The organism is Paenibacillus sp. JJ1722 (genome assembly GCF_048282685.1).
Classification (GTDB): domain Bacteria; phylum Bacillota; class Bacilli; order Paenibacillales; family Paenibacillaceae; genus Paenibacillus; species Paenibacillus polymyxa_B.
The window spans coordinates 127501-146651 of sequence record NZ_CP182500.1; the positions used below are offsets into that span (position 1 = coordinate 127501).

At 49.2% G+C, this 19151-nt stretch carries 16 protein-coding genes, 8 tRNA genes and 1 rRNA gene (1 of these 25 running past the window's edge); all 25 read left to right on the plus strand.

The genetic code is table 11. The features are described 5' to 3' along the window. A 23S ribosomal RNA gene (locus ACM1ND_RS00510) occupies positions 1-2678 on the plus strand; it begins 247 nt to the left of the window's first position. A gap of 130 nt (positions 2679-2808) precedes the next feature. Next, positions 2809-2900: transfer RNA gene (locus ACM1ND_RS00515), tRNA-Ser, on the plus strand. A 31-nt stretch (positions 2901-2931) separates the two neighbouring features. Next, positions 2932-3008 (plus strand) — tRNA-Met (locus tag ACM1ND_RS00520). Positions 3009-3018: 10 nt separating this feature from the next. After that, positions 3019-3094: transfer RNA gene (locus ACM1ND_RS00525), tRNA-Val, on the plus strand. Positions 3095-3098: 4 nt separating this feature from the next. Next, positions 3099-3174 (plus strand) — tRNA-Thr (locus ACM1ND_RS00530). Between the two features lie 24 nt (positions 3175-3198). Then, positions 3199-3275 (plus strand) — tRNA-Asp (locus ACM1ND_RS00535). Positions 3276-3353: 78 nt separating this feature from the next. Beyond that, positions 3354-3426, plus strand: a tRNA-Phe gene (locus tag ACM1ND_RS00540). 9 nt (positions 3427-3435) lie between these two features. Continuing rightward, a tRNA-Tyr gene (locus ACM1ND_RS00545) sits at positions 3436-3521 on the plus strand. A gap of 7 nt (positions 3522-3528) precedes the next feature. Then, positions 3529-3601 (plus strand) — tRNA-Lys (locus ACM1ND_RS00550). A gap of 159 nt (positions 3602-3760) precedes the next feature. After that, a complete protein-coding gene (locus ACM1ND_RS00555) occupies positions 3761-4903 on the plus strand; it encodes a PucR family transcriptional regulator (protein ID WP_028541866.1) in 1143 nt (380 codons plus the stop codon). A gap of 103 nt (positions 4904-5006) precedes the next feature. After that, entirely contained in the window at positions 5007-6131 is a 1125-nt protein-coding gene (locus tag ACM1ND_RS00560) for an ABC transporter ATP-binding protein (RefSeq protein WP_250241705.1), read from the plus strand. Positions 6132-6467: 336 nt separating this feature from the next. Next, the gene (gene hprK, locus ACM1ND_RS00565) at positions 6468-7406 is read left to right on the plus strand and encodes an HPr(Ser) kinase/phosphatase (protein ID WP_013308232.1); all 939 of its coding nucleotides are present in this window, start codon (positions 6468-6470) and stop codon (positions 7404-7406) included. A 43-nt stretch (positions 7407-7449) separates the two neighbouring features. Then, entirely contained in the window at positions 7450-8505 is a 1056-nt protein-coding gene (gene lgt / locus ACM1ND_RS00570) for a prolipoprotein diacylglyceryl transferase (RefSeq protein WP_023986466.1), read from the plus strand. Continuing rightward, the gene (gene ppaX, locus ACM1ND_RS00575) at positions 8502-9155 is read left to right on the plus strand and encodes a pyrophosphatase PpaX (RefSeq protein WP_028541868.1); all 654 of its coding nucleotides are present in this window, start codon (positions 8502-8504) and stop codon (positions 9153-9155) included. The genes lgt and ppaX overlap by 4 nt, the downstream gene beginning before the upstream one ends. Then, positions 9152-9649 (plus strand): acyltransferase, encoded by a 498-nt coding sequence (locus ACM1ND_RS00580; RefSeq protein WP_028541869.1) that lies wholly within the window; start codon positions 9152-9154, stop codon positions 9647-9649. The genes ppaX and ACM1ND_RS00580 overlap by 4 nt, the downstream gene beginning before the upstream one ends. 142 nt (positions 9650-9791) lie before the next feature. Next, positions 9792-10943: an acyltransferase gene (locus tag ACM1ND_RS00585; protein ID WP_418026918.1), complete on the plus strand. Its 1152-nt coding sequence runs from the start codon at positions 9792-9794 to the stop codon at positions 10941-10943. Between the two features lie 339 nt (positions 10944-11282). Continuing rightward, positions 11283-12488 (plus strand): ATP phosphoribosyltransferase regulatory subunit, encoded by a 1206-nt coding sequence (locus ACM1ND_RS00590; RefSeq protein ID WP_418026919.1) that lies wholly within the window; start codon positions 11283-11285, stop codon positions 12486-12488. After that, positions 12485-13129, plus strand: a complete 645-nt coding sequence (hisG, locus tag ACM1ND_RS00595; protein ID WP_023986475.1) for an ATP phosphoribosyltransferase — start codon at positions 12485-12487, stop codon at positions 13127-13129. The genes ACM1ND_RS00590 and hisG overlap by 4 nt, the downstream gene beginning before the upstream one ends. Before the next feature lie 68 nt (positions 13130-13197). Continuing rightward, complete coding sequence (hisD, locus tag ACM1ND_RS00600) at positions 13198-14511, plus strand: histidinol dehydrogenase (protein ID WP_264454304.1); 1314 nt, start codon at positions 13198-13200, stop codon at positions 14509-14511. Continuing rightward, positions 14495-15103, plus strand: coding sequence for an imidazoleglycerol-phosphate dehydratase HisB (hisB, locus tag ACM1ND_RS00605; protein WP_013308245.1), 609 nt, complete (start codon positions 14495-14497; stop codon positions 15101-15103). Before hisD ends, hisB begins: the two co-directional genes overlap by 17 nt. A 3-nt stretch (positions 15104-15106) precedes the next feature. Next, entirely contained in the window at positions 15107-15736 is a 630-nt protein-coding gene (gene hisH / locus ACM1ND_RS00610; RefSeq protein WP_023986477.1) for an imidazole glycerol phosphate synthase subunit HisH, read from the plus strand. 95 nt (positions 15737-15831) lie between these two features. After that, positions 15832-16563 (plus strand): 1-(5-phosphoribosyl)-5-[(5-phosphoribosylamino)methylideneamino]imidazole-4-carboxamide isomerase, encoded by a 732-nt coding sequence (hisA, locus tag ACM1ND_RS00615; protein ID WP_023986478.1) that lies wholly within the window; start codon positions 15832-15834, stop codon positions 16561-16563. Positions 16564-16574: 11 nt separating this feature from the next. After that, a complete protein-coding gene (gene hisF / locus ACM1ND_RS00620; protein WP_023986479.1) occupies positions 16575-17333 on the plus strand; it encodes an imidazole glycerol phosphate synthase subunit HisF in 759 nt (252 codons plus the stop codon). Continuing rightward, a complete protein-coding gene (gene hisIE / locus ACM1ND_RS00625; protein ID WP_023986480.1) occupies positions 17330-18061 on the plus strand; it encodes a bifunctional phosphoribosyl-AMP cyclohydrolase/phosphoribosyl-ATP diphosphatase HisIE in 732 nt (243 codons plus the stop codon). Before hisF ends, hisIE begins: the two co-directional genes overlap by 4 nt. A 36-nt stretch (positions 18062-18097) precedes the next feature. Then, the gene (gene hisJ, locus ACM1ND_RS00630) at positions 18098-18922 is read left to right on the plus strand and encodes a histidinol-phosphatase HisJ (protein WP_023986481.1); all 825 of its coding nucleotides are present in this window, start codon (positions 18098-18100) and stop codon (positions 18920-18922) included. Positions 18923-19151 lie beyond the last annotated feature (229 nt).

Below are 19151 nucleotides of genomic sequence, written 5' to 3' on the forward strand. Positions count from 1 at the left end.
AGCGGCGAGCGAACGCGGATTAGCCCAAACCAAGGAGCTTGCTTCTTGGGGTTGTGGGACGTCTCACATGGAGTTACAAAGGAACCGGTTAGATGAAGAGGTCTGGAAAGGCCCGCCAGAGAAGGTAAAAGCCCTGTAGTTCAAAACTTGTTCTCTCCGAGACGGATCCCGAGTAGTGCGGGGCACGTGAAACCCCGTATGAATCCGGCAGGACCATCTGCCAAGGCTAAATACTCCCTGGCGACCGATAGTGAAGCAGTACCGTGAGGGAAAGGTGAAAAGCACCCCGGAAGGGGAGTGAAATAGATCCTGAAACCGTGTGCTTACAAGAAGTCAGAGCCCGATCTATGGGTGATGGCGTGCCTTTTGTAGAATGAACCGGCGAGTTACGTTCCCGTGCAAGGTTAAGGTGAAGAGCTGAAGCCGCAGCGAAAGCGAGTCTGAATAGGGCGAATGAGTACGTGGACGTAGACCCGAAACCGGGTGATCTACCCCTGTCCAGGGTGAAGGTGCGGTAACACGCACTGGAGGCCCGAACCCACGCATGTTGAAAAATGCGGGGATGAGGTGGGGGTAGCGGAGAAATTCCAATCGAACCCGGAGATAGCTGGTTCTCCCCGAAATAGCTTTAGGGCTAGCCTCGGAAAAAAGAATCGTGGAGGTAGAGCACTGATTGGGTGCGGGGCCCGCAAGGGTTACCAAGCTCAGTCAAACTCCGAATGCCATAGATTTAGTTCCGGGAGTCAGACAGTGAGTGCTAAGATCCATTGTCGAAAGGGAAACAGCCCAGACCATCAGCTAAGGTCCCCAAGTGTGTGTTAAGTGGGAAAGGATGTGGAGTTGCACAGACAACCAGGATGTTGGCTTAGAAGCAGCCACCATTGAAAGAGTGCGTAATAGCTCACTGGTCGAGTGACTCTGCGCCGAAAATGTAACGGGGCTAAACACACCACCGAAGCTATGGCTTGATGCTTGCATCAGGGGTAGGGGAGCGTTGAATGCGGGTTGAAGGTGTACCGTAAGGAGCGCTGGACTGCATTCAAGTGAGAATGCCGGTATGAGTAACGAAAAGATCTGTGAGAATCAGATCCGCCGAAAGCCTAAGGGTTCCTGAGGAAGGTTCGTCCGCTCAGGGTAAGTCGGGACCTAAGGCGAGGCCGATAGGCGTAGTCGAAGGACAACAGGTCGAAATTCCTGTACCACCGTAATCCGTTATGAGCAATGGGGTGACGCAGTAGGGTAGTGACGCGGACTGATGGATGTCCGTCTAAGCAGTGAGGCTGGTGTGTAGGCAAATCCGCACATCGTAAGGCTGGGCTGTGATGGGGAGCGAAAATTATAGTAGCGAAGGTCATGATCTCAGACTGCCAAGAAAAGCCTCTAGCCAGGAGAAGGTGCCCGTACCGCAAACCGACACAGGTAGGCGAGAAGAGAATTCTAAGGCGCGCGGAAGAACTCTCGTTAAGGAACTCGGCAAAATGACCCCGTAACTTCGGGAGAAGGGGTGCCTCGGTAGGGTGAATAGCCCGAGGGGGCCGCAGTGAAAAGGCCCAAGCGACTGTTTAGCAAAAACACAGGTCTGTGCGAAGCCGCAAGGCGAAGTATACGGGCTGACGCCTGCCCGGTGCTGGAAGGTTAAGGGGAGTGGTAAGCCTTCGGGCGAAGCTATGAACCGAAGCCCCAGTAAACGGCGGCCGTAACTATAACGGTCCTAAGGTAGCGAAATTCCTTGTCAGGTAAATTCTGACCCGCACGAATGGCGTAACGACTTGGGCGCTGTCTCAACGAGAGATCCGGTGAAATTTTAATACCTGTGAAGATGCAGGTTACCCGCGACAAGACGGAAAGACCCCATGGAGCTTTACTGCAGCTTGATATTGAATTTGGGTACGATCTGTACAGGATAGGTGGGAGCCGTTGAATCTTGAGCGCCAGCTTGAGAGGAGGCATCCTTGGGATACCACCCTGATCGTATCTAGGTTCTAACTTGGTACCGTAATCCGGTGCGAGGACAGTGTCAGGTGGGCAGTTTGACTGGGGCGGTCGCCTCCTAAAGAGTAACGGAGGCGCCCCAAGGTTCCCTCAGAATGGTTGGAAATCATTCGAAGAGTGCAAAGGCAGAAGGGAGCTTGACTGCGAGACCTACAAGTCGAGCAGGGACGAAAGTCGGGCTTAGTGATCCGGTGGTACCGCATGGAAGGGCCATCGCTCAACGGATAAAAGCTACCCTGGGGATAACAGGCTTATCTCCCCCAAGAGTCCACATCGACGGGGAGGTTTGGCACCTCGATGTCGGCTCATCGCATCCTGGGGCTGAAGTAGGTCCCAAGGGTTGGGCTGTTCGCCCATTAAAGCGGTACGCGAGCTGGGTTCAGAACGTCGTGAGACAGTTCGGTCCCTATCTGTCGTGGGCGTAGGAAATTTGAGAGGAGCTGTCCTTAGTACGAGAGGACCGGGATGGACGTACCGCTGGTGTACCAGTTGTTCCGCCAGGAGCACCGCTGGGTAGCTATGTACGGAAGGGATAAGCGCTGAAAGCATCTAAGCGTGAAGCCCCCCTCAAGATGAGATTTCCCAATTCGTAAGACCCCTTGAAGACGACGAGGTAGATAGGTTGGGGGTGGAAGTGCAGTAATGCATGGAGCTGACCAATACTAATCGGTCGAGGGCTTATCCTAAGAATAAAACGCAAATGAGTTTCGGATCCAGTTTTCAGGGTGTAACCTTGAAATTGCGCTTGATATTCCAAATCACTTTGTTGATTTAAAGAATAACTTGCGGAATTTTGCTAAGCGAGTCCATTTATATGGAGAGATACCCAAGTGGCTATAAGGGGACCCTCTGCTAAGGGGTTAGACTGCGAAAGTGGTGCGAGGGTTCGAATCCCTCTCTCTCCGCCATTTAGGACAAGCTAGCGAAATATTATGTTATGGCGGTGTAGCTCAGCTGGCTAGAGCGTACGGTTCATACCCGTGAGGTCGGGGGTTCGATCCCCTCCGCCGCTACCATACATACCCAGGAGGCTTAGCTCAGCTGGGAGAGCATCTGCCTTACAAGCAGAGGGTCGGGGGTTCGATCCCCTCAGCCTCCACCATTGTGCCGGTGTAGCTCAACTGGTAGAGCAACTGACTTGTAATCAGTAGGTTGGGGGTTCAAGTCCTCTCGCCGGCACCATTTTTTGAATTTTGAAAAATCTAGGGAACTGTGGTGTAGAGGCCTAACATGCCTGCCTGTCACGCAGGAGATCGCGGGTTCGAATCCCGTCAGTTCCGCCATTTTTCAATTCAATAGTTTTTCCGTACTAAAGTGGGAAGGGGTATCCCTCCGCACTTTATTTTTTTGTTAATGGGTATGGCTCGGTAGCTCAGTCGGTAGAGCAGAGGACTGAAAATCCTCGTGTCGGCGGTTCGATTCCGTCCCGAGCCACCTTTATATGGAGGATTAGCGAAGTGGCCAAACGCATCAGACTGTAAATCTGCTCCCTTACGGGTTCGGTGGTTCGAATCCATCATCCTCCACCAGTTTTACGAGCCATTAGCTCAGTTGGTAGAGCACCTGACTTTTAATCAGGGTGTCGAAGGTTCGAGTCCTTCATGGCTCATCAGAAGTCATCAACTATAGGTTGATGGCTTTTTTTGTATTGTTTTAAGTTATGTTTTTATATAGCTTTTTTATTTTACGGTATCGACAGGTTATAATGAGTTCATTATGTTCGCTCAGTGCTTATTCTATATTCTAAAAAAAGTGAAGTGGTGATCGCGTGACTCTGGATACAGAATGGATTCAGCAACAGCTTCAGAATATTATTCAAGCGCCTTTTACCATAGTGCCTTGGTGCCCGGAAGTGATGGCAGAGGGAGAGACAGCCGATTCAGTTATTCCGGATAGATCGTTTGTCCGTGACAACAAGTTATATTTTCCGTTTCGTGCGTCGGCAGGTGAACTGGCTGCCTTTGTGGTAGAGGCCAGATATTTGACGGATCGAGAACGGAAACTGGTAGAAGCGCTATTGGGGAACATGGAGCAGGTCTGGCAGAACGGTCCACAATTGTCGGACAACCCGATTTATAGCGAGGAAGAGCGGATGAATCGTTTTGGACAATGGCTCATACAGCAGGCTGCCAATTTAAACAGGGAAGAAGAGGTTCCTGATGAATTGCAGCTTCGTGATTCGCTATCAGCGTGTATGGTTCCGATTTTACTGAATGGCGAGGGAACACAGGAGGGGGCTATTACTTATACGCAGCTTCATCGATTGTTCGCGAGCTATTTTGGAGGGGATGTGTTACTTACTCCATTGGACGAACAGTCTTGGCTGATTATGGCTAAAAAGGAGCTTTTATTAGGAGCTGACGATGAACGGGATAAAGACACTGAGTCCAGGGATGCAGATTTTACGGAATCGCTGGAGGAGGTTCTTACGGCTTTTAGCTTGGGCCTATATGAGCTTATTGCGAATGAGTGGGTGGGTGTATTCCATTTGGCGGTTTCTAAGCCTTCGATCCCTTTGCAAAGTCTTCCCCAAGAGCTGAATTTGTTATGGGAGACGATACATCTGGGCAAGATTTTTCATGTAACAGAGCACATCCACTTTTCATGGGAGCTTCATTTAGAAAGGCTGTTAAACCGCATTCCCAAGGAACAACGCGTACTATTTTTAGAGCAGGTAATGAAATCATCTGTCATACTGGAAGACTCAGAAACGATGGCTACATTAGATATCTTTTTTCAATTGGATTGTAATGTGAGTGAGACAGCTAAGCGTCTGTATGTGCATCGAAATACGTTGATTTACCGTTTGGACAAGATCAAACAGGAGACCGGATTGGACGTGCGGACGTTTAATGATGCAGTTTTGGTCAAGCTCTATCTCCTATTGTACAAAGTGACAAAAAGAAAATAGCATTTTTGTGCAGTTTGCGAATAGCCACGCTACGTGTACTAGGGTAAGATACAAGTAAGAAATGTATTCGATTTCATAACTTGATCTTAGGGAGGCAAAAGCTATGGCTGGTGTACGTTTAGAGCATATTTTCAAAAAATATCCGGGTGCAGATAAAGCTACGGTTGTTGATGTCAATTTGGACATTCAAGATAAAGAGTTTCTCGTATTGGTTGGTCCTTCCGGTTGTGGTAAATCTACTACGCTCCGTATGATCGCTGGTCTGGAGGAAATTTCAGACGGTAAATTGTACATTGGAGATCGTGTTGTGAACGACGTGGCTCCAAAGGACCGCGATATCGCGATGGTATTCCAATCCTATGCCTTGTATCCGCATATGAATGTATACCAAAACATGGCTTTTGGTCTGAAGCTCCGTAAGGTGAAGAAAGAAGAAATTGACAAACGTGTACGTGAAGCGGCTAAAATCCTTGATATTGAGCATCTGCTGGATCGCAAGCCGAAAGCGTTATCAGGTGGTCAGCGTCAGCGTGTTGCCTTGGGACGTGCGATTGTGCGTGACCCGCAAGTGTTCTTGATGGATGAGCCACTGTCCAACTTGGATGCCAAGCTGCGTGGTCAGATGCGTGCGGAAATCACGAAGCTGGCTAAGCGTCTGGAGACGACTGTTATCTACGTAACCCATGACCAGGTCGAAGCCATGACGATGGGTGACCGGATTGTCGTTATGAAGGATGGTATTATCCAACAAGCTGCATCCCCAGATGAACTGTATAACCGTCCAGTGAATCTGTTCGTAGCTGGTTTTATCGGCTCTCCTACGATGAACTTTATCACAGGTAAGCTGGTTGAAAAAGAAGGTGCATTGCACTTTAATGCGCCAGGTCTGGATCTGTTCGTACCAGAAGGTAAGGGACAGATTTTAAAAGCGAAGGGCTATATCGGCAAAGAAGTGATCTTGGGTATCCGTCCTGAGGATATTCATGAAGAGCCTGTATTCTTGGAGGCTTCTCCGAATACAATCTTTACATCCACTGTGGATGTAACAGAAAATCTCGGTCATGAAATGCTGTTGTACCTGAGCGGTGCCGGAAATGATACGATTATTGCCCGTGTAGACGGACGTTCCAATACTCGTGATGGTGTCAAAGCGAAGTTGGCTGTTGATATGAACAAGGTTCATATTTTTGATAAGGAATCGGAATTGAGTATTCTGGTTGGCGAATAAAATTTGCCTCTGGAAGAGAGTCGCAGTTTTCCCCAAGCGGATAACTGCGACTCTTTTTGTATATCGCATACGGCTACTAGCTTCGGCATTGCATTCATTGGAAAATTCCGATACGATGGGTACAATGGTACAGGTCTAGATGCAGGCAAGGTTCCTAGATGGGATCAATCCAGCTGTCGGAATAGAGTTAGCCTGGAACCATAGCGTTAAATCAAATGGAGTGTGGATTGGTGCAGTGCAGCATAGACTGGCGTTGGGCTGTATGGTTAATAGGGTAAAGCTACATAAATCAAATGACGTATAGAATCCGGTTTTGCAGATGAAGGGGAGAATACAATGGCTAAACAGGTAAAGGTATCCGAGCTTGTACAGCAGTTTCAAATGGAAGTTATTTCTGGTGAAAAAGGTCTGCGAAGACTGATCACAGTGGATGATTTGAATCGCCCAGGTCTGGAGATGGCCGGGTATTTTGAATATCATACACAGGAGCGGGTACAGCTTCTGGGAAGGTCTGAGTTGGCTTTTCTGGGGATGCTGCCTCCTGAGGAGCGACGGGATCGGATGGAGCGTCTGTGTACAGAGCTGACTCCATGCATTATTATCACACGTGGTCTGGAGGTACCGGCTGAGCTAGTGGAGGCGAGCGCAGAGCGAGATATTCCTGTACTGCGCACTAATATGGCGACGACGATTTTATCAAGCCGCATCACAGGCTTTCTCGAAAGAAAGCTGGCTCCTACGGCGACTATTCATGGTGTACTGTGTGACGTGTATGGCGTGGGAATGCTTATCACAGGAAGTAGCGGAATTGGTAAAAGTGAAACGGCACTGGAACTGGTTAAACGTGGACATCGCTTGGTAGCAGATGATGCGGTAGAAATTCGGCAAACGTCCGATTTTCAGCTGCATGGTACGGCACCTGAGCTGATCCGTCACCTCTTGGAAATTCGTGGCGTGGGCATTATTAATGTGATGACGCTGTTTGGTGCTGGCGCAGTTCGTAATAACAAGCGGATTACATTGGTTGTCCGTCTAGAGGCATGGCAGCAGGACAAGCAGTATGACCGTCTTGGTCTAGATGAAGAAACGACACGTATTATTGATACAGATGTTCCACTGGTTACGATCCCAGTTCGTCCGGGCCGAAACTTGGCTGTTATTATCGAGGTGGCGGCAATGAACTATCGTTTGAAACAAATGGGTGTTAATGCAGCCCTGCAATTTACAAACAAGCTGACTGCTACGATTTCTGAAGATATGGAAGAGATGGATTAAGGTTTGTTCGTTTGCAAGGAAGAACGAGGAGTGAGAGAAACATATGTCAACGGCAACATTACTGCTGAATCCGATCGCTTTTTCAATCGGGGCAATCAAGGTCCACTGGTATGGGCTTATTTTGGGGCTGGCGGCGCTTGTGGGTTTATATCTCGCCATCCGTGAAGGAAAAAGATTCGGTATTCCGCAGGACTTTTTTATGGATATGCTGCTTCTAGGTGTTCCATCAGCTATTATTGGAGCGCGTATTTATTATGTAGCCTTCAAATGGGAAGACTACCGAGATAATCTATGGGATGTTTTCAAAATTTGGAACGGCGGTATTGCGATATACGGTGCCTTGATCGGAGCCATTATATGTGCGGTCATTTATTTCCGGTATAAAGGGTATAACTTCTGGCGTATCGCTGATATTTGTGCACCAGGCCTACTGATCGGTCAAGCGATTGGACGCTGGGGTAATTTTGTCAATCAGGAAGCCTACGGTGGACCGACGGAAGAAACATTTTTGCGAAATCAGCTCCATCTGCCGGATTTCATTGTGAATCAGATGAACGTTAACGGGGTTTTCCATCACCCTACATTTTTATATGAATCACTGTGGAGTATTGTCGGTGTGATTTTGCTGCTCGTCATTCGTCGTATGAAATTTGTACGTGCAGGCGAAATGTTTGCGTTTTACTTCATTTGGTACTCGATTGGCCGCTTTTTCATCGAGCGTGTACGGACGGATAGTTTGGCTTTTCAGGGACCAGATTGGCTGGCTTCCTTTGTGAATGCTTTGTGGTCTCCTATGGTGTGGTTAGGGTTTGAACCAGGGCATCTGGACCCGAGTTACGGTAATGTACGGATCTCGCAATTGCTGCCTATTTTCATTGTGGTAGCCGCCGTGATTTTCATTTTGGTTCGTCGCCGGAAGGGCACATCTGTTGCTCGGTATAGCGATCCGATTATCTCCAGCAAAGCGGGGATTGATCAGGTACCTGACGTGACGCCAGAACAGGTATCCCGTCCAGGACAGGGCGCGGTTCCTCCAACAGCTACGACGGATAAGCTACCTAAGGAAGACACGGACGAGGACAAGAAGGAGCATCTATGATAAATACGATTTTGTTTGATTTAGACGGCACCATCATGGATACGAATGAGTTGATTATCAGCACATTTCTACACATTTTGAATCATCCGGATGCTGATCCGCTGACGCGGGAGCATATTATTCCTCATATGGGTGGAACGCTGGACGATCAACTCCGTACTTTTTCGGGATTAACGGATGTATCTGGGTTAGTTAAGGACTATCGTGCTTATAATCAGATTCATCATGATCAAATGGTGAAGCCATTTCCATATGTCATTGAGGTTATTCAGGAGTTGCGTGCGCGAGGAATTAAGCTGGGGGTTGTGACAACCAAAATACGACCATCCACGTTACGTGTACTTAACCTGTTCAATCTGACCTCCTCTATGGACTATATTGTGACGGTAGACGATGTGGAGCATCCAAAGCCACACGCTGAGCCAGTGCTCAAGGCATTGGCAGGTTTGAATGCTGAAGCAGAGCATACATTGATGGTCGGAGACAGTTCTTTTGATATTTTGTCAGCTCAGGCAGCAGGTGTGAAATCGGCTGGTGTAGCTTGGTCGCTCAAGGGTGAGGAAACTCTGCGCGGATATGGGCCAGACTACATGTTGCATGATATGCGGGATTTGCTGAAGCTGGAGCTTCAAGGTGTCAATGTATCGTGAGAAAGGTGAACCGCTATCCTGTAGAAGGTCCCAATGCGTTGTGGCAGATTTATCGGACGGTGAGCCGCTGGAAAGGCATTAAGAACTTTATTTTTATACAGATTGCCCGGTATTGTCCTGTGCTTTCTCTGAAAAACGTCATTTACCGCAGAATGCTGGGGATGAAGGTGGGGCAACATGCGGCCTTCGGCCTGATGGTGATGGTAGATGTTTTTTTTCCGGAGCATATTACGATAGGGAACAATTCGGTCATTGGATATAACACGACGATACTGGCTCACGAATACCTCATAGAGGAGTATCGTATCGGTAAAGTGGTGATTGGTGATCATGTGTTGATCGGCGCCAACACAACCATTTTGCCGGGTGTGACCATCGGTGACGGAGCTATCGTAGCGGCCGGAGCCGTCGTGCATAAAGACGTGCCCGCAGGTGCATTTGTGGGTGGCAATCCGTTACGTGATTTAAGACGCTCTGGTGTGAATGAGCAGTAAATAGCACAATAGAAAGGCCCCTTATGTATTAAGGGGTCTTTCTTGCATTGTTTTTCTGTATAATAAGTGGGGTAATGCATGTTAATTATGTTTAAAGATTGATAACAGACATATTTGCAAGGCGATATAGGAGCGTGTTGATTTGGTCAAAAAAGAACGTATACCAGAGCTTGATATTTACCGGGGAATATTAATTGCAGCCGTTGTTACCATTCATGCGACTTCAATGGCTTTAATTGATGCGCGTCATTCTCTATTGTTTTATCCTTTTTTATTTTTAAATGTGTTTAGTAGCTTTGCAGTGCCCGTATTTATTTTTGTGAGCGGGTTTGTTTTATTTTACAATTATGTTGATAGGCCGCTTCGTGGTAAGAATATGCTTATATTTTTCCGAAAAAGACTGATGTTTATTGTGTTACCGTACGTTTTGTTTTCTCTTGTGTATTATTTGACCTTGGTAACACGTGGGTTGATGCCGCTCAGTGATCTTCCGCTCGTGCTGTTAACGGGAAAGGCATACACGCATTTGTATTATGTCATCATCATCATCCAATTTTATTTGGTCTTTCCGCTGTTGCTGTGGGGAGTGCAGCGTTTATGCCATTCGATATCGAGTCCACGGAGAGCAGCCTTTGTCATTTTGATAGTAGGGTTAGTCATTCAATGGGGGTTTGTATTGCTGAACAAATACGTTTGGCAAGAGGAAAGAGGAAGTCTTGCGATTACGTATATCAGTTATTTTGCCTTGGGTGCAGCTGTAGCAATTGGATATGAAGGGTTTAAAAAGTGGCTTTTACCGGTGTCAGGTACGGCAATTAGTCGCAGTCAGTTGATCAGTTGGTGGGGCTTGTGGGTGGCTTGGCTACTCCTGGGTATAGCTTATGTGCAAATATGGTTTGTAGCATACCGCAAAGCCATCTATGCAGACTCGCTGATCTATGAACTGCTCCATAATGCATATGCCCTCGTCTCTGCGCTGGTGCTGTTTCAGTTCTCGGTCTTATTATATCGTCATACTAACGATAGGCTGCGAATGTTAATCAGTTGGCTGGGGGCATGCTCATTCGGCATTTATTTACTTCACCCAGCGTTATTGCGGGTGTATCGCAAGTTGGATTTCCAAGGAACGCCGGTAGAATATATCTTCTCTGTTGCGGGTGGATGGTTGTTGGCGCTGTTTGGCTCATGGCTGATTGTGACGTTGTGTTTTCGATATGTACCATTTGCATGGATCGGTTTGGGCACGGTTCCAAAGTTTCCTTCCCGGAGTAAAGATGAACAGATAAATAGCTAAATATTTTGATTTGGACTGTTAGCTTAAAGCTGGCAGTCTTTTTTTAGAGTATAGAATTTATAAGTTTTCAGTGGAGCTGAACAACTCTATATGCACAAAAATTACCGTAAGCGCGGTCTTGCTCCGGAGAATACGTTGATAGATGTTATTCATATAGGATTCATGTATTTTGCATTGGATAAAATATAGAGAGGGGCAGCCACTTGGCGAATCCGTAAAAAAAAGGGCTGCGCTGTTCGGTTGACGTTCACAAGTAGGGCATGATAATATATCGAATATACTTTAGTTTGTTAGCACTTTACCATGATAAAGATATTGTGAAATCATGAGGTGATAGAGATGTCTAAGCCAAAAGGGTTCGAGATCCCTGTAGGGGTTCGAGATTATCTTCCGCGTGCAGTGTCGAAGCTGCGAACCATTGAACTGAATGTACTCGAATGCATGGAGCGTTGGGGTTACCGCCAGATTATGACGCCTACGATGGAATACTACGATACGGTGGGAGTGGCTAGTTCTACTTCCGATCGCAAGCTGTTTAAATTGCTCAATAACCGGGGAACCACGTTGGTGCTGCGATCGGATATGACCGCTCCGATTGCACGGGTGGTATCTTCGTTGCTAAAGGAAGAGGAAGTACCACTCCGACTTTCCTATCACGCAAATGTATTTCGGGCGATTGAGGAAGAAGCAGGAAGAGAAGCGGAGTTTTTTCAGACGGGTGTGGAGCTGGTGGGTGATGATTCGCCTGAGGCTGATGCAGAAGTTGTAGCATTGGCAATTGCATCATTACAGGCAGCAGGGGTGACCTCTTTTAAAATTGCCATGGGGCATGTGGGATTCCTGAACGGCTTATTTGAGGAAATCATTCCCGGCCGTCAGGCTGAACAACAAGCGCTAAAGGAACTGTTGCTCAGTCGTGATGTAGTGGGCTACCGAACAGCGATTGAAGCTTTGGGCTTGGCTCCCGAACATCGGGATAAGCTGGAAGCTATTCTTCGGTTGCGCGGTGGAAAAGAAATTTGTGACCAGGCTACCCGTCTTAGTGTGGAGCAGCAGACGATTCGATCCATTGCACATTTGTGCGAGGTGTGGGAAGTACTGGAGGCTTACGGCGTATCTGAGCATGTGTTAATCGACCTTACCATGATCGGAGATTTTTCATATTATACAGGAATGACTTTTGAGGGCTATGCGGCGGAGATTGGGTTCCCGGTATGCAACGGAGGTCGCTATGACAATCTGCTTCAGCAGTTTGGTCGATCCGTACCTGCAACGGGATTTGCATTGAAGACGAACCGGATCGTCGATGGTGTGGATGGTATCCAAATGGAGACGAAGCTTCCTGTACTTATCCGTTATGACGCACAGGGACGCCAAGAGGCGTTATCCGCAGCGGCACAGCTACGCGCAATAGGCCTTACGGTAGTGACAGGGCTCACGGGCGGAACGGAAGATCGACGTCGTGAACAGCATGGCCTGTACGCAGAGGTATACAGCTATACAGCCGAAGGAAGACAGCCAGTACAAAGGAGAGAATTGCCATGACGGAAACGTTGAAGGTAGCCATGCCAAAGGGACGGATTTATAAGCAGGCTTCCGAGCTGTTTCGCCAAGCGGGGGTTCCGATTCCACTGGATGTGGACGAAACGCGTAAACTGGTCATTCCACTGCCTGAGCTAGGCATGGAATTTATTATGGCGAAGCCCGTCGATGTTCCTACGTACGTAGAGTATGGGGCGGCGGACATCGGCATCGTGGGCAAGGATGTTTTGCTGGAAGAAAACAAGGATGTGTATGAACTGCTGGATCTCGGGATTGCTCGTTGCCGGATGTCGGTGATTGCTTTACCAGATTGGCAGCCAGGTATTCGTCAGCGGGTCGCTACAAAATATCCGAACGTGGCTTCCCAGTATTTTCGGGAGCAAGGTCAACAGGTGGAGGTTATTAAGCTGAATGGCTCCATTGAACTGGCGCCGTTAATTGGTCTGGCAGACCGTATTGTTGATATGGTGGAAACGGGGCAAACCTTGCGGGAGAACGGATTAGTCGAGCAGATCAGCATACTGGATATTACCAGTCGTCTGATTGCCAATCGGGTCAGCTACCGGATGAAAAACGGCCCGATTCAGGCGTTGTGTGACCGATTGCATCAGGTGATTCCAAATGCGGTGGCACCCCGTGAATAAATGAACTAAAGGAATAAGCCAATGGTTACAGGGCATTCTGCAAGCTGCAAGTAAGGGGGAATGGACAAATGAAGATCGTATCAGCCCGTGATTTCAGCCTCCAACGGGAGGTGGATTACGGCACACCTGAGCAAAATGAGGCTGTGCGTACCATTATTCATTCGGTACGCCAAGAGGGGGATGAGGCTGTCCTGCGGTATACGCAATCGTTTGATGGTGTATCGCTGGTAGCAGAGCAACTTCGTGTGACGGAGGAAGAATTGAAGGCGGCATATGACAAGGTAGAGCCTTCTTTTTTACAGGCGATTCGAGAGGCGGCGGATAATATCCGTGCTTTTCACATGAAGCAAAAACGTAATTCGTGGATGGATTTACAGCCGGATGGTAGCTTGCTCGGCCAAATTATCCGACCGTTGAAACGTGTAGGCGTGTATGTTCCGGGCGGTAAAGCAGCCTATCCATCCTCGGTGCTGATGAATGTCATTCCCGCTCAGGTAGCTGGTGTACCGGAGATTGTCATGGTGACACCCCCGGCTACAGGCGGCAAGGCAGGGATAGATCCATATACACTGGTAGCTGCGGCAGAGGCTGGTGTAACGGAAATATATAGGGTTGGCGGAGCGCAGGCGATTGCCTCTCTCGCTTACGGAACACATAGCATTGAACCAGTCGATAAAATTTGCGGTCCCGGCAACATTTATGTAGCGCTAGCGAAGCGAGAGGTGTACGGCGCGGTGGATATCGACAGTATAGCGGGACCAAGTGAAATTGTCGTGTTGGCTGACGACACGGCGAATGCCTCTTATGTAGCGGCCGACCTGCTTTCACAGGCGGAACATGATGAAATGGCCTCAGCCATACTGGTTACGCCCTCGCAACGCTTGGCCAAAGAAGTATCAGCTGAAGTACAGCGCCAATTGGCAGAGCTGCCGCGTAGAGATATTGCTGCTGCATCTGTGGAGGCATACGGGGCTATCATTGTCGTCGACACTTTGGAAGAGGGTATCCATATTGTAAACCAACTGGCACCAGAACATTTGGAAATTATGACAGAGCAGCCGATGGAGCATGTGGGTCTGATCGAAAACGCGGGAGCTATTTTCCTGGGAGCGTACAGCTCGGAGCCGGTAGGCGATTATTTTGCTGGACCTAACCACATTATCCCGACGAATGGAACGGCGCGGTTTTCTTCGCCAGTGGATATTGATGATTTTATCAAGAAGTCGAGTATGATCTATTACAGCAAGGAAGCACTGCTGCGCAATGGAGAGACGATTATGCAGCTTGCCCGCCATGAAGGACTGGAAGGTCACGCACGGGCGATACAAGTTCGATTGGACAATGAAAAGAAGGCGGTGGATGGCGATGGGGAACGAAAATAACGTAACAGGACGTACAGGCAGCGTCAGCCGGAAGACGAACGAAACGGATATTCAGCTATCTTTTGCAGTAGACGGCACAGGGCAAGCTGAGATTGAAACGGATGTTCCTTTTCTGAATCACATGCTGGATTTGTTCACCAAGCACGGACAATTTGATCTTAATGTACAGGCCAGAGGGGATGTTGATATCGACGATCATCATACCGTGGAGGACATTGGTATTTGTTTGGGGCAAACCTTACTGGAAGCGTTGGGTGATAAAAAAGGAATTAAGCGCTATGCCAGCGTCTTTGTACCGATGGATGAGGCGCTCGCGCAAGTTGTCATTGATCTGAGTAACCGACCCCATTTTGAGTATCGTGCGGAGTATCCATCACAGCAGGTAGGGAGCTTTTCGACAGAGCTGGTGCATGAATTTCTGTGGAAATTTGCGTTGGAGGCTCGCATGACGCTACACGTCATCGTTCACTACGGGCAAAATACCCACCATATGATTGAGGCGGTGTTCAAAGCACTGGGACGTGCACTGGATGAAGCGACCTCCATTGATCCGCGAGTGACGGGAGTGCCTTCAACGAAGGGAGTGCTGTAGTCCATGTCCATTGCTATTGTGGATTACGGCAGAGGCAATCTGCATAGTGTGAGCAAGGCGGTTGAGCGTCTTGGCTATGAGGCTGTAGTAACGGGAGATGCCCAAGTGATTCGTTCCTCCAGCGGTGTGATTTTGCCGGGTGTAGGGGCATTCGGGGACGCTATGGAGCATTTGCGTTCCAGCGGATTGGATCGGGTGATTCAGGAGGTTGCAAGCGCTGGACAACCGCTGCTCGGTGTTTGTCTAGGAATGCAACTGTTATTCACTCGTGGTGAAGAATACGGCAGTCACGAAGGGCTTAATATTTTACCAGGCGAGGTTATTCGGTTTGCTCCTGATCTGGGGGTTAAAGTGCCGCATATGGGCTGGAATCGTCTGCGTATGACTCAGCCGGATCACCCGTTGCTACAGGGCTTGGAGGAAGGACATGTGTATTTTGTGCATTCCTATCATGCGAAGCCGGAGGTCGAAAGTGACCTGCTGGCGGTGACCGACTACGGTGGGCCCGTAACGGCTATCGTGGGCAGAGGCCATGTATATGGCATGCAGTTCCACCCAGAGAAAAGCGGGGAAATGGGGATGCAACTGCTTCGTCAGTTTTTGGAACTAGCGGAAGCGGAAAAGCGAGCGTAACGATTCGTGAGTCTGCAGTTGGAGGTACGCGAACTTTGGTCGTTGATTGATGTAAAGGCATATAGATGTTGAATAGCTCACAGGGGGGTCATACTTTGTTCACGATATACCCGGCGATTGATATTCGCGATGGCAAATGTGTACGACTGGTACAAGGAGATTATAACCAGGAGACGATATACAACGAAAACCCGGTGGAGGTTGCCCAAGAATGGGAGCGTTTGGGCGGCTCCTACATTCACTTGGTTGATTTGGATGGTGCTAAAGCAGGTCAACCGGTGAACGATGAGCTCATTGGGCGCATCGCTTCTGCGGTGCAAGTGCCTGTACAAGTGGGTGGCGGCCTGCGTACACGTGAACATGTCGAGCGGCTGTTGTCGCTGGGCGTGAGCCGTGTGATCTTGGGGACGGCAGCGATTGAGGATCGTGCTTTTACGGAAGCGGTATTGGGTACCTACGGTGATCGGATCGCCATTGGTCTGGATGCACGGAATGGCTATGTGGCCACGCGCGGATGGCTTGAAACCTCGGAGGTTCGAGCGGACGAATTGGCTGCTGAGTTGGCCTCCAAGGGAGCTGAAACGTTCATTTTCACAGACATTTCCCGCGACGGAATGATGCAAGGCCCGAATGTTGAGGCTATCGTAGCCCTTGCGAAAAGCAGTGGACGAACCGTGATCGCTTCCGGCGGTGTCAGCAAGATGGACGATCTAATCACGCTGAGCACCTATGCGAAAGAGGGTGTGGGCGGTGCTATTGTGGGTAAGGCATTGTATACAGGCAGCATTGATTTACAGGTCGCCGTACAAGCTGTAGCAAAGGCATAGGGGGAGTAGGCATGCTGGCTAAACGTATTATTCCCTGCTTGGATGTAAAGGATGGCAGGGTGGTTAAGGGCGTTAATTTTGTGAACTTACGCGATGCAGGCGATCCGGTGGAATTGGCGGCGCTTTATGACCGGGAAGGGGCAGACGAAATCGTATTTCTGGATATTTCTGCTTCAGTTGAAGGGCGTGCCACCATGGAAGAAGTAGTTCGTCAGACAGCCGGGGAAATTGCCATTCCTTTCACCGTAGGTGGCGGGATATCTCATGTCGATGATATGAAACGCATTTTGCGTGCCGGAGCTGATAAAATCGGCGTAAATACGGCAGCTGTCCGTAACCCTCAGCTGATTGCGGAGGGTGCGCGCAGCTTTGGCTCACAATGTATCGTTGTTGCCATTGATGCCAAGTACAACAAGGCGTGGGGCGAGTGGGAAGTGTATACGCACGGAGGCCGCACGCCATCTGGTATCCGCGCCTTGGCCTGGGCCAAGGAAGCTGAGCAGTTGGGAGCCGGTGAGATTCTGCTGACCAGCATGAATGCGGACGGAACCAAGGACGGCTTTGACCTGCCACTGACTTCCGCGGTATCGGATACCGTTGGGATTCCAGTTATCGCTTCTGGCGGAGCAGGCAAACAGGAGCATTTCTATGACGTGTTTACGGCGGGCAAAGCGGATGCTGGATTAGCAGCAACGATTTTTCACTATAAAGAAATAGGAATCCCTGAGCTAAAACGGGATTTGAAGCGCAGAGGAGTGGAGATACGATGAGCAACGAATTGAACCAACAGCTATCTCTGGAGCAGATACTGGATAATGTCCGCTGGAATGAGGCAGGTCTTGTCTCGACGATTGTGCAGGATGATGCTACGCTTCAGGTGCTGACGCTGGCCTATATGAACCGCGAGTCGCTGAAACTATCTTTGGAGTCGGGAGAGACCTGGTTCTGGTCTCGTTCCAGACAGGAGCTGTGGCATAAGGGGGCTACTTCGGGGAATACGCAAAAAATCACCTCCATCCAGCTGGATTGTGACGGTGATGCCCTGTTGGTACGTGTCATTCCGAGTGGTCCTGCCTGTCATACAGGAGCAACGAGCTGCTTTTTTCGTGATATTTCCGCGCCAGGAACGGCTGTAGCACCTGTTGCAGGAAATGCAGGAGACCACACGCTGGTAAATGATGTTTCCAATGCTTCAGCAGACCGCTTTGAGGTGCTTGCCCAGCTGGAGGCGATTATTAAGGAGCGCGAAGAGACACGTCCTGAAGGGGCCTATACGACTTATCTTTTTGATAAAGGTGTAGACAAAATCTTGAAAAAGGTTGGCGAGGAAGCATCCGAGACAATCATTGCCGCCAAAAATAAAGATAATGACGAACTGCGCCTGGAGGTCAGCGATTTGATTTATCACCTGCTGGTGCTGTTGCAGGAGCGCAAGCTACCGCTCGATGACGTGCTGGCTGAGCTGAATCGCCGTCATGAACGTCCTCGTCGTGATTAGTACGGTTTGTTGTAGTGTTGAAAGGGGGAGGGTCGCATGAAAATCGACTATCATACGCATCACGCCCGCTGCGGGCATGCCATAGGGAGTCTGGAAGAGTATGTGCAGCAGGGAATTCGGCTGGGGCTAGATCAGCTCGGCTTGTCCGATCACATGCCACTACTGCATGTAAAACCGGCTGACTATTATCCGGAAATGGCGATGCCTATGGAGGAGCTTCCCCGATACGTGGAAGAATGTTTGGAACTGAAGGAGCGTTTTAAAGGGCAAATTGATATTCGTGTTGGCTTGGAAGGCGACTACATCGAGGGCTGGGAACGAGAAATCGAGGACATCATCACCGCGTATCCCTGGGATTATGTGATTGGTTCCGTCCACTTTCTCGGTGAATGGGATGTCACGGACTTCCGTCAGGTACACCATTGGGAAGGCAAAAATGTGCTTGAGGTGTACCGCACGTATTATGATGCGGTTTCCAAGGCGGCAGCTACCGGTTTGTATGACATCATGGGTCATCTGGATGTCATTAAGCGCTTCGGCTATCATCCGAAGCCGGAGGAAATGGAGGAGCTGCGTGAACTGGAGCGCTCCGCACTCTCAGCCGTTGCCCGTAGCGGTCGGGCGATGGAACTGAATGCATCAGGGCTTTCGAAGCCCTGTGCCGAGATGTTCCCGAGCCGCCGCATGCTGGAAGAAGCTTTTACGCTAGGCATCCCGCTGACCGTAGGATCGGATGCTCATGATCCGGCGAAGCTGTCCGAGCACTTGGAGAAGGCACGCGCGCTTCTATATGAAGTCGGCTATCGCGAGCTTGCCGTATTTCAGCATCGCGAGCGCTCGCTGGTGCCGCTGACGCTTTAATTATTACGTTTATTGGGTCTAAGTATCATATCCAGTGGCTAGCCGAACGCTCCCTATTTATACAGGGAAAAAGCGCTCGGCTATTTAGCGTATTCTTGTATCTATATCTATCGGTATACGAGCATATATCCGTTTTTTGGAATGAGGTAGGATCGACTGTCAAGTCGTTTTGAAGTTGTGGTATACTGAAGGGTATGAACATGCCAGTTACTTTTAAAGGAGGTGCCTT

Excerpts from the sequence above, each read along its gene's own strand:
- ACM1ND_RS00560 (WP_250241705.1), top strand. The coding sequence starts at position 5,007 with ATGGCTGGTGTACGTTTAGAGCATATTTTCAAAAAATATCCGGGTGCA.
- hprK (WP_013308232.1), top strand. The coding sequence starts at position 6,468 with ATGGCTAAACAGGTAAAGGTATCCGAGCTTGTACAGCAGTTTCAAATG.
- lgt (WP_023986466.1), top strand. The coding sequence starts at position 7,450 with ATGTCAACGGCAACATTACTGCTGAATCCGATCGCTTTTTCAATCGGG.
- ppaX (WP_028541868.1), top strand. The coding sequence starts at position 8,502 with ATGATAAATACGATTTTGTTTGATTTAGACGGCACCATCATGGATACG.
- ACM1ND_RS00590 (WP_418026919.1), top strand. The coding sequence starts at position 11,283 with ATGTCTAAGCCAAAAGGGTTCGAGATCCCTGTAGGGGTTCGAGATTAT.
- hisG (WP_023986475.1), top strand. The coding sequence starts at position 12,485 with ATGACGGAAACGTTGAAGGTAGCCATGCCAAAGGGACGGATTTATAAG.
- hisD (WP_264454304.1), top strand. The coding sequence starts at position 13,198 with ATGAAGATCGTATCAGCCCGTGATTTCAGCCTCCAACGGGAGGTGGAT.
- hisB (WP_013308245.1), top strand. The coding sequence starts at position 14,495 with ATGGGGAACGAAAATAACGTAACAGGACGTACAGGCAGCGTCAGCCGG.
- hisH (WP_023986477.1), top strand. The coding sequence starts at position 15,107 with ATGTCCATTGCTATTGTGGATTACGGCAGAGGCAATCTGCATAGTGTG.
- hisF (WP_023986479.1), top strand. The coding sequence starts at position 16,575 with ATGCTGGCTAAACGTATTATTCCCTGCTTGGATGTAAAGGATGGCAGG.
- hisIE (WP_023986480.1), top strand. The coding sequence starts at position 17,330 with ATGAGCAACGAATTGAACCAACAGCTATCTCTGGAGCAGATACTGGAT.
- hisJ (WP_023986481.1), top strand. The coding sequence starts at position 18,098 with ATGAAAATCGACTATCATACGCATCACGCCCGCTGCGGGCATGCCATA.